Raw genomic sequence first — 17,679 nt, forward strand, 5'->3', positions numbered from 1 at the left:
CATCAATACGTTTAAGATTACCCCGTTAAAATATATATAGGACATTATCTAAATTATTGTTATTTCACACAACGATTCTTATATGAAAGCCCAAGAAAAGATGTGAGGTCTGTTATTGGAACCTCCTTATTTGAAGAATCATCAAACTTTTGAACAGTACCATCTCTCCAATGAGTAATAGAGCTTTTTAATACACTCATTTTTGTAGTACAATTGATCTGTACATAAAACTCAGTAAATGCTATTCCCGGATTATTCTTTATGGTTTCTTCTATTTTGTGCCATACATAAACTTTATTCCCATCCTTTCTTTCTAACTTTTCATATATTTTGCTGTCATATTGCCCTTTTGTCAGAAATTTATACTCATTTATTTGTTGGGCATATATTGATAAAGATACAAGCAAAATTATCACAAATAAACTTTTCTTACTTATTATATTTAATTTATATTTCATTTTATTAATAAGTGTTTATTATTTTTCCAGAATTATATCATTAATTTTTGTGCTATCAACCTTTATAGGTAATTCATTAATTTTCCATCCATTTAAGGGAATTGAGGAAGTATTGTATATCGGATAAATATCTAAAATAACATTATTTACAGGTTCTATTGAATCAAAAACTAAAAGATACCTTTGTCCCCTTTTTAAATCTAAATTTATTGTATTAGTATATTTTATATTATTTACAAAATATTCATAATCCACACCTATTCCATTAGTGTTTTTGTGATGCCAATCACTTACTACTAATGCTGAAGTGTATTTTTGTCTATTTGATACATTTTTAAGACCATTCACTGAGCTAAAGTACCAATAACCAATCACGACTATGACGATGAAAATTAGAATAAAATGGAAGTTCTTACTGACTATCTTGTTCATTTTTTTATTTTATTTTCTATAATAACATCTGTTGTATTAAAGTAAATTCCGGGTAAAACAGTTGTACCAAAGTAACCACTAAGGTAGCCATTTGTCAAACCATTATAATTTCCCACTCCCATTCCAAAAATACCAGTTAATGCTTTTGCGCTATTTACCTCAATATCTTTCATAAATCCTTTTTTCCCACCATCATAATATGAAGTACCAAAGTTATTAAGCATATTACCTCCGTAATTTAGCCAATTCACTTTGATAGCTCCAAAACCTTGCCCACCTCCTATAAATGCATTAATACCAGTTTGTTTCCAGTCAATACTCCCTTTTATAGTTTTTTGTAACGTCATATCTGCAACTCCTCTTATTAAAGCCCCTTGCAGATAACTAGCTGCTGTTTCTCCTCCAAGTGTAGCAATATAGGACCCCACAAATGGTGCGGCTAAAGCACCTCCAAACATTAAATAGAAATTTCGTTCTACTTTATCCGCTCCTGTTCTTGCAACTTCACTATAATAAAAAGCTCTATTTTGTTGAAAATTCCATTCCCCAAGTGCACCAGTGAGCTTACTCATCATAAGATAACTGTTGTAACCATAATTTTCAGAATCATTCCATGTAAATCTATTTCCATGAGCATTTATAGTAACTGGGATAACATTTTCCCAGTTACCCATTGTAAAAGTACCATCATACCCTACCGTAGAATTATAGGCAAGACCAGTGCCACCACTACCTGTAGGTCCGTCCTGATAGCTGGTAAATCCTCCGCCATCACTGAACCAATAAGAGTTTGTACCTTCTGGAGTTGCATTCCACATAGCCGCTACGATTTCGTCTGTTGAGTACCTGCCATCAGGATCAAACATATTAATAGCATTATTCATCACATAGGCATAAGGGCTGGTAGAATGATAGCTTTCTGCCAGCTGATCTATACCATTCCATCTTCCCAGATCCGGCATGTACTGTCTCCAGCCATAATCCAGATTCCCGGTACCTTGTAATTCTTTACCATTGTAAAGATATTTAAATTTATTATTACTTGTATCTCCTGTGTTGTAACCGGCATGTTTTAATCCAAAAGGATAATAATTATTTTCCTCCAGAATTACAGGCTGTCCAACATTACCTTTAGTATAAGACAATCTTATATTTCCCAAATGGTCTTTATACTGGTACACATATCTGCTGTTCACAAAATCATAGTATCCTTCCTCATTAGCCAGAACAAATGAAGTCTGTGCGCCTGTAGAGCTGTTGGCAGTGTACTGAAAGCTTCCCAGATAATCTGTTACTTCCGCATCTTTGGTCATTTGTACTTTCGTACCATCAGAAGAATAAACATATTTCAGCGTTTCTGTCTGGGTTGTAAAAGGAATTATTGAAGGAAGGTTCAGAAAATTATAAGAAATTTTTTCCAGTTTCTTATCCAGATGCTGTATAAGGTTTCCATTGGCGTCATACCTCATTACTGCTCCTTTTCCGCGGGCAAGTGGATACCCACTTAAGGCATTTCCTTTTCCTGACTCTGCCACATATTCCAGTTGGTTTCCACCACTTAGATAATTATAAGTAAGGTCATCCATCACCTCAGCTGTTCCATTGACTGCACTTCCCGTTCTATTCATTGAAATGATATTTCCACCCGTATCATAACCTATAACCTCACTATATTCTTTAGAATAAGGATTGGTTGCGGCTTGGAAGAATCCTGCCAATAATCTTGATGCTCCGTCATACACATAACCATATCTTCTTAATGACTCATTGGCACCGGAAGCTGTTTTCCAATCGGTTTCTACAATACTTCCGTTGTATTTCGGTTTCACTCTATGGTGGCTAAAAGAGTTGTTAGGCATTTCTACTCCCTCTACAGTATTATATTTTACTCTGTAGGCAAATAACTTACTTCCCATGCTGTTGATATCGGAACCATTAATTCCGGTAAGCCATCCATGGATATTATAAGTATAATCAATGCTCTGAAGTGTACTTCCTGTCTTCTTATTAGTTATCTGTCCTAAATCATTATAGGTATAGTCAGAAAGAAGTTCTTCTTGGTTGGATCCAATCTGCTGATAATGCTTCAGCAGGAAATTCTGAGGACTATATTCAAATCTGTCTTTTACCGTAATTTCAGTATTAGATGTATTTTTTGAATGGAAAGTATAGGACTCTTTTGTTTTCCCTGAAAAATCCAGTAAAGCTTCTGTACGAGTAAAACCACCCAGATGATTGACTTTATAGGTCCCGATCAACCTTCCCAAAGTATCATACCACAGTACCGATGAGGTCCATTTTTCATTTTCGATATTTCTTGTGATAGATACTGTAGGAAGCATTTTAGTACTTCTTACAGATGATAAACCATTGACAGTAATGGACAATGGTGCAGGAGCAAGGGTGTTGGTTCCTTGTATTTGTTGAGGCCTATCAGGCACCCCCAAAGGATACTCATCATAATAATTAACCCCTAAAACGGTCAAGCTTCCGGTAGGAAAAGCTTCCTGAGTATAGTATATGTTAAGATTATTCTGATTAAATGATGAACTGCTGGGCTTTTCATTATTAAGTACATTAACTGAGATATTATTCAATGCCACCTGAATATCAGATCTTGAAGCAGTGGAAGGAAAGAAACCATAGTATAAAGACCTTCCAAAAGCATCATATTTTGTGAACATCCAGCCCTTTTGTCCAAAATTGTTCGTAGTGGTTCTTAAATTTCCATCCTGTCCAAGTACTTGTCTGTTCTGTTTATCAAATACAAAATATTCCCAGTCCTTCCCCGGCACTTTTTTCTCAGCAAGCCTATTGTATTGGTCATATTTGTATTGGTAACATAACGTATTCAATACTGCCTGAATTTGCGCTGTAGTATTAAATACGGCTGCCTTAGGAGGAATTATAAATGCTATATTTCCAGTCTCATTATATACATAGTACGTATCAAGATTCTCCTGTAAACCATCTACAGTAGTATTGACCTGACGGCTCAGCATTTTCTTTCCTTGTGAGTTGGTAAATATTTGTGTTTCGTTCCCATCCTCATCTTTAGAAACGGTCTTAAATAAGGTGCCTGCCTTATAATATCCTCCAGAAGTATAGGCATCATCTGTTCCCGATGATAAAGAAACATCATAGATACCTGTTAATGGATTCCAAACTGTTACAGCCCGAAATCTCTTAACTTGCCCATCGGTATTGAGTGCGTATTCCATTTTTTGAACGTGTGTTCCACTTATCTGCCATTCTGTTCCAGGCATTGCCTGTTTCTCCGGTCTTCCCAATGGAGATTTTTCATAAGCTGCTTCCGAATAGGCATTGGGAACGCCATAATAAGTGTTTACAGTATTTCCATTCGTTGCTGGTAAATAAGCTCCATTCTGTGAATCTGCGGGTAAAGGGAGATAAGATTTAGTTTGTCTTCCTGAAGAATCATATGCAATAGGAACTACAATGTCTTTTGCTGACGGAGATCCCTTTATCGCAATATTCTGAATAGGCCTTCCCAATCCGTCCATATACTGTACAGTCTGGATCTGGGCAGCACCAGCCTGTTCTGAGGTAACAGCTTCCATATAAGTTCTGCTGTAAATATAGTTCTCACTCTGCGTTAAACTTTGCGCCTTGCCCAGAACAGAGAGAAAAAGAGAGAATGACAATATAATATTTTTCATACTGTTAGATTTAAGATATTAAGGTTGTGGCTTGTTGTTGTACTTATATTCCTTTAGAATATTTCCATTTACATTGGCTACTGTTTTCAGCCTTCCGCTTCTATCATACTGATAAATCTCTCGAATACCATTAGGAGGAGTGGTAGTGGTAACACCTATTAAAGGATCATAGGTATAGGTTGTAATCTGAAAATTTTTCAAAACAGCATTACTTCTGAACAAGTCTAATGCTTTAACAAGTTCTGTTTCAGATGGGATATCTTTGTCAGCATTGGATTTTAAAATAATATCATCTGCCAGAGTTCCTATATCTGTGAGTCTGGCTCCTTCTATTTTTGCAATAGGCATAGTTTGGTTATATCCCCAGATTAAGACAATAGGGAATCCATTTCCTGAATTCTCGTCAACATTTACCATATATTGACGTATATTCCCGTAGCTATCATAAACCTCATATTTTACAGCTGTTTTACTACTTCCATTATCTGTATTGCTGACCTTTAATGATATTGGATCAAATCTTCCCGAATCAGTATAGAAGTTTTCTGTTTTAGCTGCAGCTTTTCCATCTATCTTGGTCTCTGTTTCCAGTGGTACAGAAAAAATATTGGCATCCATCATCTGTGTTTTATTTTTATCTGCTGCATACCTGATCCAGCTTTCTGTTGTGATGCCGTCAGAAGATATTCCTTTCATAAATCCTGCTTTAAAATTGACAGGATTAAAACTTATTTCACTTATAGTCTTTGCAAAGACATTCCCTGAAAAATTTTTTGTAATGGTTTTTGTATTCTTGATGTAAGCAGGCTTTGTATAGATTTCTGCATTACCATCATATACATCTATTTTCAGATCAGGAAGGTTTTGAAGGGTCTCAAATTCTGTCTCATATTCTAAAGAAGATAATAGCTGATTTTGGACATTATATACCTCTTTCTTTTCTAATACACCGGATTTTGTTATTGGATAGTATTGCCAAAAGCTGGTAGGGTTGCCATCCACTGTATATGAAGTTTTTGAATAGTCATCCGGATTTTTGAAATAATAACGCACAAAACCGTTTTCTCCGTCACTTACTGATACATTTTTATACAATACATAGCCAGGGAAAAAATTATCACTACTTTCAGCTTCATTTCTGAAAATATACCCACTAGAGCTAATGGGATCACTGAATGAACCATAGTTATATTGTTCTGTTTTCGATGGAATAGTCTCCGTACTGCTCGTGTAATATTTAATATTTTTGAGTCTGGGGCCATACTTATAAGTGCTGGTTTTATTGGGATAAGTACCATTCTTCAGTTTTATCTGAGACATTAGAAGCTGTGCTTTACCTCCTGTCCCGGAAACATTTATTGTATAAGTACCTGGTAATAATTGATAGATGGATGCCTGGTTAGAAATACAAAATGTATTCATTACTTCATTATTTTTTTTCAGCGTATAGGTCAAGTCAAAATGATAATGCCCTCCTGGGTGAGGATCATTGCCTTCTGGATCTGGCTGATCATTGGGATCAGGGGTATCTGGAACCCATATTCCAGGGGGGTAATATTCACTGACAAGAAACTGTAATGCTACTGATTTTGTTACTCCCGGAGTTCCTGTAACAGTTAAAGTATATGATAAGCTCTGATTGGTATCTACATTAAGTACCGGAACTAACGGCTCCCAATCCTGGACATATGGATCACTTATTATTCCTGAACCCAATGCATTTTCCAGATATTGTGGCGTATTTCTATTGAAAAAGTAATCATGCGCCTCATAGTTATATTCCACGACTCCACCCATAGGATAAACAATTCTTTTTAACAATCCAGGCATTTGGTAAGAGTCGAAATTACCAGGTGTGGAAACAGGCTCAGGATAACAAGGATAAATAAACTTCTCATTAAGAGCATCCTGATAAGGGTTGTATACAAAACTTGTTTTTTCAAAATCTATCTGGTCTTTGTCAATCTTTATCAGTTTTGTTAGCAGCCTTCTTCCTTTCTCTTCGGTATTATCGGAAGGGGAGGAAGGATAAAGTTGAATCCAGCTGTAAGCGAATTTATATCCCGAAATCAAACTTCCCCATATATCTTTCAAAAGAATTTGTGAGATACTGTAGGGATCATTCATTGTCTTTTCCTTTGTTGTGTCATACTGATAATCTATATTCACAGATCCTATGCCGTCAGCATTTATCTTTGAAAGTTTACAACTCCGATATACAATAGGAGAAGTCCACTCTTCGGTAGCATGCTTACTGTCTTTTCTGTATTCGAAGCTTGCAACAACCGTATTATCCGGCATTTTGATCTGGCTTAAAAAGAAGGCTGATCTGTACGTTGTAATAGCATCAGCATTACTACTCTCACTATAATCTTTAAAAACATACTGATACCCGCCTTCATCTGTAATGGTAAAACTTAATACTGTAAAATAGATCGGTGCTGCGGTGTCCCTGATATAGGTTATTTTTACTTTATTCGCCGAAAGGCTTTGAATATCAATGCTACCAGTCGATGCATTTTTGTTAAATTTGAATTTTCCTGAAACTCCCGGTAAATTATAATAGTAAACATCATCAAAAATTTCCGGGGAATTACTCGATGGATTATTACTGTATTGAACCTCATTTAATGCGCCTATAATTTCTCTCGAAATAACCCCACCTGCAAAGAGAGACCAGCCTGTACCAGCTTCTCCTGCAGGTTCCAACGCTTTTACATTCATAGAATTATAAGACAGTGATAGTGGCAAAGAAATATTCTTGGATCGAGTAGGAAGCTCAAGCAAAGGAATAGATACGTTTGATGTACCACTAGCTATTGTAGCTGGGGTATTATTATATGCGGCTAAAGAGGATACTGATGCCACAGGATGGGCAAAGTTTCCAAAATTAATTTCCGGTGTCTGAGCCCTTAACATATTGGAGATTAAAATTCCGATCAATATTCCGGTAAAGTGTAACAGCTTGTATTTTATATTTTTTTTCATAACATTATTTTTTGATGAGCTTAGCATTTGCTGTTTTATTGTTATCAGTTTTTATGGTCACCAGATAAGCTCCCTGAATGAGTGCCTGAGTATTAACCTTAGTCACTCTATTCTTTGTTTTAATACTCTGAAGCTGTCTTCCGCTCATGTCATACAGCAGAATATCTGCATCTTTAAAATCAAAGCCAATTTCTATGTAAGCATAATCGGAAACTGGATTTGGATAGATTTTGATATCATATTTTTCAATTAACTGATCCACCTGCTTGTCACCAAGCTTTACAATCTTCCAGTTTTCTTTACCCAGCTCTTCTGCACTGGTTCCTGCCAGAATAATGGAACCATCTCTGTTGAGTTTTAAATCAGAAAGTCTTTCTTCCTTCTTTCTGGATTCTCCTTTGACATGTTTTCTCCACTGTTCATTTCCGTTTTGATCAAGGTACAGCATCCAGAAGGTTTCATCATCAGTTTGTATTCTTCCTTCAGCCTGAGTGTAGCCTCCTAATAGAATGCCTTTGGAATATTTATCATCTGCTGAATGCAGAACGCTCATACTCATTAGAATATCACGATTTTTGAAATTATAAGACTTCTGCCATTGTTCATCCCCTCTTTCATTTAAAGAAATCAGCCAAAGATCTGTTCCTTCTTCTAGTCCAACAGTTTTATTTCCTGATCTTTCTGATCTGGATTCTCCTCCAATGATGAAGCCAGTTGAAGTTAAGGCCAGGGTTCTGATATGATCATCTCCTTTCCCTCCGAAGTTCTTTTCCCATTCTATTTTTCCATCTTTTGAAAGTTTTACAATCCAGTAATCACCTTCACCATAGTTTTCAGTCTGTTTAGCAGTCTTATCTTTGGAATCACTCATAGTATGGCTTCTTGAATAAATTCCAACTAAGGCTCCTCCATCACGGGTGGGAATCATCTTTTCAACTTCATCAAGTCCACGTCCTCCTAATGTCTGTTCAGATAATATTTTTCCATCTTTATCAAGCCTTACAATCCAGACGTCCTTAGAACCATAACCTTTAGAGGAATTTTGTACATTTCCAGCTACAATAAATCCCTGATCTGTAGTCTGAATTACAGCTCTTGCTTCTTCATTTGAAGAGCTGCCCAATGTTTTTTGCCACAATTCGTCACCAAATTCATTGATTCGAATTAACCAAATGTCTGATCCTCCCTTAGAATCATCCTTTTTATCCAAACCTTTGCCTGAATATGAAGTTCCAGAAATCAGAAAACCGCCGTCCTGAGTAGTAACAGTTGAAGATAAATAGTCGTGATTGTTTCCTGAAAAATATTTTTCAAAAACCTGTTCTCCTTGCTGATTAAGTTTTACAAGGTGAAAATCATAACCGTTGTTTTGTCTGCTGTTCTGTTGGAGTTTATCACTGTGAATAGAACTTCCTGTGACAAGATATTGTCCGTCAATTGTTGTTGTAATCTGGCTTAGAAAATCCTGCGAATTGGATTTAATATCTTTCTGCCAAAGTACCTCCTGGGCAAATATGCCCGAAATAGTGCATAGAGATAATGCACACATGTAGAGTTTTTTCATACTTGTGTTATTAATGTTAAGTAAATGTTGATTTATTTATTGTGTATATAGAAATACACAAATTGCTGAGTAAAATTATTGTTTCATGGTTATGTTTTTAGCACGTTCAAAATTAGGAACTTTTAATCTTTATCTCAAAGAAAATTTATTAACTGTCTTTAATAAAAGCAAAGATATACCTGCAAAGCGACAATACTTGTCGTATTATATTTTTATAAAAAACTTTAAAGTAATAATATTGAATTCGTAAACTTTTGATAAGTACTCTCCCACAATGTTTCTTTAAAATTTTTTATATCTCATTACAATGACGAAAATAAAATAGTTTCTAATCAACTACAATTCTTTTTGTTGCGATTTTTCACAAACACATAAATATCTCATTTACAATAATTCATACATTTAAATTATTCACAAATATGATAAATCCTCTATAATATTTTTCTGTTAAATATTTTGTTCATCTTTTACTCTATCTCATTATGAATTGGTCAATAAGATATTTTGTAAAACAAAAAAAGACAGCATTTCTGCTGTCTTTTTACTTTTCATTTTTATTTATTAAACCAGATCAAACCTGTCCAGATTCATCACCTTTGTCCATGCTGCTACAAAGTCATTTACAAACTTTCCTTGTGCATCGGCACTTCCGTATACTTCTGCGATTGCTCTCAATTCAGAATTGGAACCGAAAACAAGATCAGCACGGGTGGCGGTCCATTTTGGCTGTCCTGTTGAACGGTCTGTTCCCATATATAACTCTCTGTCATCCGACATTGCTTTCCACTGTGTTCCCATATCTAAAAGATTTACAAAGAAATCGTTGGTAAGAGCTCCCGGACGATTGGTAAACACTCCATGCTTTGAACCGTCAAAGTTGGTATCCAAAGCACGCATTCCTCCTATCAGTACTGTCAGTTCAGGGGCAGTAAGTGTTAACAATTGTGCTTTGTCAATCAATAAAGACTCTGTAGACACTGTAAATCTTCTTTTCAGATAGTTACGGAATCCGTCAGCAATGGGTTCAAGATAGCCCATAGATTCTACATCCGTCTGTTCCTGAGAAGCATCCATTCTTCCCGGAGCAAAAGGAACTTTTACGTCCTGACCTGCATTTCTTGCAGCCACTTCGACTGCGGCATTACCAGCCAGTACAATTAAATCGGCCAATGATATTTTTTTACCTCCGTTTTGAGAATCGTTGAATTCTTTTTGAATTCCTTCCAATACTCCTAATACTTTATTTAATTGTGAAGGATTGTTCACTTCCCAGTTTCTTTGAGGCTCCAGCCTGATTCTTGATCCATTGGCACCACCACGCTTATCACTTCCTCTGAAAGTAGAAGCAGATGCCCATGCTGTAGATATCAGTTCAGCGTTGCTCAATCCTGAATTTAAAACTTTTGATTTTAATGCTTCCACATCATTTCCGTCCACCAATTCGTGGTTTACTTCAGGAATAGGATCCTGCCAGATCAGTTCTTCCTGTGGTACATCTGTTCCCAGATAACGGGCACGCGGTCCCATATCTCTGTGCGTAAGTTTAAACCATGCTCTTGCAAATGCATCGGCAAACGCATCAGGATTTTCATAAAAATGTCTTGAAATTTTTTCATACACAGGATCCAGTCTCAACGAAAGGTCTGTGGTAAGCATTGTTGGTTTATGCTTTTTGTCAGCATCAAATGCATCTGGGATAATATCTGCTCCATCCTTAGCTACCCATTGGTGAGCTCCGGCAGGGCTTTTTGTCAGTTCCCATTCATTTTCAAAAAGATTTTTAAAGAAATAATTACTCCATTGAGTCGGAGTTTCAGTCCATGTTACTTCAAGACCGCTGGAAATAGCATCTCTTCCGCTTCCTGATTTATAACTGCTAGACCATCCAAGCCCCTGTTGTTCAATTCCTGCTCCTTCTGGTTCTTTACCTACATGATCTGCAGGTCCGGCTCCATGGGTTTTACCGAAAGTATGTCCTCCGGCAATCAAAGCAACGGTTTCTTCATCATTCATCGCCATACGTCCGAAAGTATCACGGATATCTTTAGCGGCTGCAATCGGGTCAGGATTTCCATCCGGACCTTCAGGATTCACATAGATAAGCCCCATTTGTACGGCAGCTAATGGATTTTCAAGATTTCTTGAATGAATGTCTCCATCTGCATTATCATCGGTAGGAAGAACTGCCGAGTGACCTTCTACAACACCTTCCGAACCGTGGGCATAACGTAAATCGCCTCCCAGCCATGTTTTTTCTGATCCCCAATATACATCGGAATCCGGTTCCCAGACATCTGCACGCCCTCCCGCAAATCCGAATGTTTTAAAGCCCATGGATTCAAGAGCGATATTCCCTGTAAGGATCAAAAGGTCTGCCCATGATATATTTCTGCCGTATTTCTGTTTAATTGGCCATAGTAATCTTCTTGCTTTATCAAGACTCACGTTATCCGGCCAGCTGTTTAATGGGGCAAAACGTTGCTGCCCTGCTCCTGCTCCACCTCTTCCGTCACCTACACGATATGTTCCTGCACTGTGCCATGCCATACGGATAAACAAAGGACCATAATGACCGAAGTCTGCCGGCCACCAATCCTGGGAATCTGTCATTAATGCGTGAAGGTCTTTTTTTACAGCCTCCAGATCAAGGTTTTCAAATGCTTTAGCATAATCGAAATCCTTATCCATAGGATCAGAAAGGGAAGAATGCTGGCGCAGAAGATCTACTCTAAGCTGATCAGGCCACCAATCAGAATTTTGGGTTCCACCACCTGCAACACTCTTCTTCATTGTTCCGTTATGAAACGGGCATTTACTGATGTCATTCAAATCTTTTTCCATTGTCGTTTATTTTATTTTTTATGTTGATTAATTTAAATTCTCTGTTGTAAGAACATGACAAACCTACAACGTTTGAGTGATATACACAATCTATTAATTTTTATTTCAACGATAGTTAAAAACTATAAATGAGTATTTTCGACAGCTTTTGCGCTGAGACATAATTGTGGTATTAAGTTAGTCATTTTTCAGATTAACTTAAATAAAAACAGCGGGATACAAGCCAATTTAGAATTACTCAACGTAAAAAAAACACGCTATTTCAACAATTTCTAAAAGTACTTCCAGTTTCCATCACCCAACTTCCAGCTTTATCTCACTAAAAATAAATTATTTATCTTTATGTTACCAAACATGAACATCTGCTATGAAAAAAATAATTGTTGTCATTCTTGTTGCATTTATTATGATTCAGTTTTTTCCCATTGATACAACAAATCCTCCACCTACCCCAGGCATGGATTTTTTGAAGATTAAAAATACTCCGGAGAAAATTGCGCGTACTCTCAGAACCTCTTGTTATGATTGTCATTCCAATGAAACAAAGTACCCTTGGTACAGCAAAATATCTCCCGTCTCATGGTGGGTAAAAAATCACATCAATGAAGGCAGAAAACATCTTAATTTTTCTACCTTTGCAGTATATGAACCTAAAAGACAACTTCATAAACTGGAAGAATGTATAGAAATGGTTGAGAAAAAGGAAATGCCGCTTGAATCCTATTATTTGGGACATCAAAGCGCTAAACTTTCGGATGAACAACGTACAGACCTTATTCAATATTTCAAAAAAGTAAAAGAAGACACTGAGAGAGGGATCATGTTTAATAAATAAAGTCATGGAAAATTGGGAAAATAAACATATTGTTTTTTTTGACGGAGATTGCGGAGTTTGTAATTTCTGGGTGCAATGGATTTTGGAGCGTGACAAGAAAGATCAATTCATGTTTGCTTCGCTTCAGTCTGATTTCGGACAGCAGTTTTTGTCTGAAAGAGGATTGGAAACCCGTATATTCAATACCATGTATCTGTGGAAACCTGGAAGATATTATCAGATCAAATCCAGAGCTGTACTGGAAATCGCTAATTTGTTGGGAGGAGTTTATAAACTTTCCTTTGTCGGGAAAATTCTTCCTTCATCTTTAAGTGATAAAGTATATGATATCATTTCCCGAAACAGGATGAAACTGGCTAATCAGAAATGTTATCTGCCGGATCAGCATCAGAAGAAAAAATTTATTCAGGTATAATTTTCTTTGTCTGACAAAAATTTCTTTCAACATAATCTAAAATATCATTCCGTAAGAGTCTCCAACACATTAACATTAAAGATAATGCATTGTAGAGATTCCTACGGAATGACAAATAAGACGTATAATTGCTTTTGTTTAATGTTTAATGTTTAATGTTTAATGTTTAATGTTTAATGGAAATTAAACTGAAAAACAGTCTTTTACCAGCTTAATCAATTATCAATTATCATTCATTACTTATAAATTAAGCGACCACACAGAATAAGAATTTGGCGGGCACTGGATTTTCACCCACTTATCTCCTTGTGTTGTCGGATACCAGCTTGAACTTCCGGTGAAGTCTTTGATCTGCTGGCTGCTCCAGTTGGTTTCCACCCATCTTTCCTGCCAATTTGAGGAGGTGTTGATATACACAACAAGTCCTGGATTTCCATTATAACCGTTACGTCTCGCAATATATTCATCATTATCGATATACAGGATAGAAGTAGTTCCGGTAGCTTTATTGTTATGGATCCAGATCAGGTTATTCAATCTTTCTTTATTTAACCATTCTTCATAGTCTCTGTAAAAAATTGTGGGATACCCTTCATGGGTTAAGATATAGGCATATGCCGGCATTTTATTGTAAATGATATCTGTATCATGATTGGCTACAAAAGTAACTGCTTTGTAGGGATTTCTTTTCCACATCATATCATCATTCAGAACATTTAAATTTCCATTATCAAAAGCTTCATCCATTTTATAATACGCAGCAAAATCAAATACAGAGCTGTTGGCATTATTGGCCCACCACTCCAGTGTATTTACATTGGAATCCCATAGTTCTCCAACAGAAAATCCTCCTACATTGGAATTCCAGGTATTCACTACCCAAGGTCCGAATCCTTTAACGTAATCAAACCTCCAGCCATCGAACTTCATCACATTTTTATAATATTTACCTACAGAATCATCTCTTCCCCAAAGCCAGTCCTGTACATGGGGATTGGCGTGACATAAATCCGGAAAACCTCCAAAGGCTCCTTCATCATTATTTCCATAGGCATTTTTATAAAAATCATTATAATTTCGCTGAAACTTCCCTGATGCAACGCCTGAAAAATTGGTCCAGGTGTTAGTCCCTGTAAAAGGGTTGGCTTCAGATTGCCCGCCACTGTTGTGATTGATGACAATATCTGCATACACCTGCATATTTTCAGTATGTGCTTTGGTAATTAATGCTTCCAGTTCGGTTCTTGATCCGAAACGGGTTTCTGTGCTTCCATTCTGGTTAAAATTTCCGAAATCATAATAATCCGTAGGATCATATCCCATAGAATAGGCTCCGTTCTGTGCTTTTGATGCAGGAGGCAGCCATACAGCACCAATTCCGGCATCGGACCATGCCGTTAATTTATCTTTAACAGTATTCCACCAATTGCCTCCTTCCGGAACATCCCAGTAGAATCCCTGCATCAGAACTCCACCGCCGGGACCTGCTACAAATTTACCCTGCATAGCCCCGGACTCATTTCCAGTACTGAAAGGCCGACCGTCATGATTCGTTACATGTACTGTTTTGTCATGAACCTCTTGCTGCCTGGCAGGTTCCGTAATCATTTCATCTCTGTTCTGGCAAGAGCTCAATAGCGCCAAAGCCAGCAGAGAAAGGAAAAAGTTTGTTTTTTTCATCGTAATAATTAATTATCAATCTATTAAACAAGATACAATTTTATTAAAAACAAATTCAAATGAATGGGAAATATTTTCATTTTCTATAATAAATCAAGAAGAAAGGCCATTCAATTTTTCATTAAAAAATCATAAATTTTTAAGATTCTGGAAACAATTTTTCTTTTAATCCATATATTTGCATACTATGGAATACAATACCCAAAAAACTCAGCTTCATATGCCAGAATATGGCAGAATTATACAACAGTTGGTTGAGCGCTGCAAAGAACTTCCTACCAAAGAGGAAAGGAACGAAATGGCTATGGCAATCATCGATTTTATGGGTCAGAGAAACCCACAACTTCGCGACGAGGAAAATTATAAACATAAACTTTGGGACCATCTTTTTATTCTTGCTAATCATGATCTGGATGTAGATTCTCCTTATCCGTTCCCAACGATGGAACAGCTAGCAGAAAAACCTAAAAGAATGGAATATCCAAAACTTCAAGGTGACTTTAAGTTCTACGGAAAAAGTATTCTTCAATTGATAGAAAAAGCAATCGAACTGGAAACGGGTGATGAAAAAGAAGCCCTTATCGAAGTGATTGCCAACAATATGAAGAAGTCTTATAATGTCTATAATAAAGAACATGTGACGGATGATGTTATTTTCCGCCACCTGAAAGAGCTGTCTGAAAACAGGTTGGATCTTACCGGAATAGATTCTCTTGAGAAAAGTAAGATTTATTATACCAATAATAATAACAACAACCGAAATAACAACAATAACAACAGGAATAACAGCAATAATAAAAATAATAACCAGCCTAACAAGAGAAGGCATAATAACAATCATAAAAACAGAAAATAATGAGTGGAACATTTCAGATAAGAGGAGGAAAAAGACTGCAGGGTGAAATAACTCCACAAGGAGCCAAAAATGAGGCTTTACAAATTTTATGTGCGGTTCTCCTAACGGACGAAGAAGTAAGAATCAAAAATATTCCTGATATCCATGATGTTAACAGACTGATTGAAATTCTTGGAGATTTTGGGGTAAAAATTACTAAAAACGGACAGGGAGATTATACTTTCAAAGCTGATCAGGTTAATTTTGATTATATTAAATCTAACGAGTTCAAAAAAGACGGAGCAAAATTACGTGGTTCTATTATGTTGATGGGTCCAATGCTTGCGCGTTATGGAGAGGCTTATATGCCGACTCCGGGAGGAGACAAAATCGGAAGAAGAAGATTAGACACTCACTTTCAAGGACTTGTAGAATTAGGTGCTGAATTCAATTATGATGAAGAGGAATATTTCTATTCTTTAAAAGCTAAAGAACTGAAAGGAAAATTCATTTTACTGGAAGAAGCTTCTGTAACCGGAACAGCTAATATTGTAATGGCAGCGGCTCTGGCAAAAGGAAAAACAAGAATCTATAACGCTGCGTGTGAACCTTACCTTCAGCAATTATGCAAAATGCTGAACAGAATGGGTGCTAATATCTCAGGAATCGGATCAAACCTTTTGACCATTGAAGGGGTTGAATACCTTAGAGGAACTGAGCACACTATGCTTCCGGATATGGTAGAAATCGGTTCCTGGATTGGTCTTGCAGCCATGACGAAATCTGAAATTACCATTAAAAATGTAAACTGGAACCAGCTTGGTGTTATCCCGAATACATTCAGAAAATTAGGAATCGAACTTGAGCAAAGTGGTGATGACATCTACATTCCAGCTCAGGAACACTATAAAATTCAGAAATTTATTGACGGATCTATCCTTACGATTTCGGATGCGCCATGGCCTGGATTTACGCCGGATTTATTATCTATTATTTTAGTGGTAGCTACACAGGCAAAAGGAAGTATCCTGGTTCATCAGAAAATGTTTGAATCCAGATTATTCTTTGTGGATAAGTTAATTGACATGGGTGCTCAGATCATTTTATGTGATCCGCACAGAGCTACAGTAATCGGCTTAAATCAGGAGGCTCCGTTAAGAGGAACAACTATGGTTTCCCCGGATATCAGAGCAGGAAATGCACTTCTTATTGCAGCCCTTTCAGCAGAAGGAAAATCTATTATCCACAACATCGAACAAATCGACAGAGGATATGAAAATATTGATGGAAGACTAAGAGCCATTGGTGCGGACATCGAAAGAATTTAAAATTATTTTATTTGATAATACGAAAGCGTTCAGGGTATTCTGGGCGCTTTTTTTGTTTTACCACCCCGTCAAAAATTCTTTGAATTTTTGCCACCCCTCCGGAGGAGGGGAATTTTGTCCCGGTTAACGATTGATCTTTTTAATGTGTTTATCATCTGCTTTTGTAAAAAATAAAAAGTGCCTGGTAAAAAACCAGACACTTTGAGTAATTAAAACTATATGAATCTCACTTAAAAATAGGTTCTGCAGGTATATTCTACCGTCGTATTGATAAGTTTATTTTTATTCAGATAGAATTCAAGCTGCTGAAAATCTTCTGAATTGACATTAATATATAACTGTACGGAACCAAAACTATATCCGTTCACGTATTCTACATTAGCTGACAACACTCTATGGCAAATGCCTAATTGATTATAGATGGTATTCATTAAATGTTCAAATTTCATTTTCCCATTCAACTCTACTTCCAATAACAATTCTTTTTTAGGCAGGTTTATTTTATTTTGTAAAACCTGCAGGCCTGGATTAGGTGTAATCATCGCTAAACATTTTTTGGTTAAACACTCTTAGATCATATCGCGCTCTGCATTTAAATCTGTGACAAAAATATAAAAAAATAT

At 36.5% G+C, this 17,679-nt stretch carries 12 protein-coding genes; 4 read left to right on the plus strand and 8 right to left on the minus strand.

Annotation, left to right across the window (positions count from 1 at the left end):
* Nucleotides 1–59 precede the first annotated feature (59 nt).
* The 6 genes from ODR02_RS15980 to katG form a co-directional block, all read right to left on the minus strand.
* A complete protein-coding gene (locus tag ODR02_RS15980) occupies nt 60–458 on the minus strand; it encodes a hypothetical protein (RefSeq protein WP_309512762.1) in 399 nt (132 codons plus the stop codon).
* 18 nt (nt 459–476) lie between these two features.
* Nucleotides 477–890 (minus strand): hypothetical protein, encoded by a 414-nt coding sequence (locus ODR02_RS15985; protein ID WP_209787440.1) that lies wholly within the window; start codon nt 888–890, stop codon nt 477–479.
* On the minus strand, nt 887–4,570 hold the full coding sequence (locus tag ODR02_RS15990; RefSeq protein WP_309512763.1) for a DUF6443 domain-containing protein: 3,684 nt from the start codon (nt 4,568–4,570) through the stop codon (nt 887–889). The genes ODR02_RS15985 and ODR02_RS15990 overlap by 4 nt, the downstream gene beginning before the upstream one ends.
* Before the next feature lie 18 nt (nt 4,571–4,588).
* Nucleotides 4,589–7,558 carry a hypothetical protein gene (locus tag ODR02_RS15995; RefSeq protein WP_309512764.1) on the minus strand — a complete coding sequence of 990 codons (2,970 nt, stop codon included), beginning with the start codon at nt 7,556–7,558 and terminating at the stop codon, nt 4,589–4,591.
* Between the two features lie 4 nt (nt 7,559–7,562).
* Nucleotides 7,563–9,122 (minus strand): T9SS type A sorting domain-containing protein, encoded by a 1,560-nt coding sequence (locus tag ODR02_RS16000; RefSeq protein WP_209787435.1) that lies wholly within the window; start codon nt 9,120–9,122, stop codon nt 7,563–7,565.
* Between the two features lie 561 nt (nt 9,123–9,683).
* Entirely contained in the window at nt 9,684–11,963 is a 2,280-nt protein-coding gene (gene katG / locus ODR02_RS16005; RefSeq protein ID WP_309512765.1) for a catalase/peroxidase HPI, read from the minus strand.
* 367 nt (nt 11,964–12,330) lie between these two features.
* Here katG and ODR02_RS16010 point away from each other — a divergent pair, with 367 nt between their 5' ends.
* The gene (locus ODR02_RS16010) at nt 12,331–12,798 is read left to right on the plus strand and encodes a heme-binding domain-containing protein (protein WP_309512766.1); all 468 of its coding nucleotides are present in this window, start codon (nt 12,331–12,333) and stop codon (nt 12,796–12,798) included.
* A gap of 4 nt (nt 12,799–12,802) precedes the next feature.
* Entirely contained in the window at nt 12,803–13,213 is a 411-nt protein-coding gene (locus ODR02_RS16015; RefSeq protein WP_209787429.1) for a thiol-disulfide oxidoreductase DCC family protein, read from the plus strand.
* A gap of 240 nt (nt 13,214–13,453) precedes the next feature.
* Here the strand turns inward: ODR02_RS16015 and ODR02_RS16020 are convergent, their stop codons facing one another.
* Complete coding sequence (locus tag ODR02_RS16020; protein WP_309512767.1) at nt 13,454–14,893, minus strand: alpha-amylase; 1,440 nt, start codon at nt 14,891–14,893, stop codon at nt 13,454–13,456.
* 187 nt (nt 14,894–15,080) lie between these two features.
* On the opposite strand from ODR02_RS16020, the gene ODR02_RS16025 reads away from it, so the two are divergent.
* Nucleotides 15,081–15,749, plus strand: coding sequence for a DUF4290 domain-containing protein (locus ODR02_RS16025; protein ID WP_209787427.1), 669 nt, complete (start codon nt 15,081–15,083; stop codon nt 15,747–15,749).
* A complete protein-coding gene (gene murA, locus ODR02_RS16030; RefSeq protein WP_105681373.1) occupies nt 15,749–17,056 on the plus strand; it encodes a UDP-N-acetylglucosamine 1-carboxyvinyltransferase in 1,308 nt (435 codons plus the stop codon). Before ODR02_RS16025 ends, murA begins: the two co-directional genes overlap by 1 nt.
* Nucleotides 17,057–17,286: 230 nt before the next feature.
* On the opposite strand, the gene ODR02_RS16035 is transcribed toward murA, so the two are convergent.
* A complete protein-coding gene (locus ODR02_RS16035) occupies nt 17,287–17,598 on the minus strand; it encodes an NIL domain-containing protein (RefSeq protein WP_309512768.1) in 312 nt (103 codons plus the stop codon).
* Nucleotides 17,599–17,679: the final 81 nt, after the last annotated feature.

Origin of the sequence: Chryseobacterium sp. CFS2, assembly GCF_036543225.1 — a bacterium.
Taxonomy (GTDB): Bacteria; Bacteroidota; Bacteroidia; order Flavobacteriales; family Weeksellaceae; genus Chryseobacterium; species Chryseobacterium culicis_A.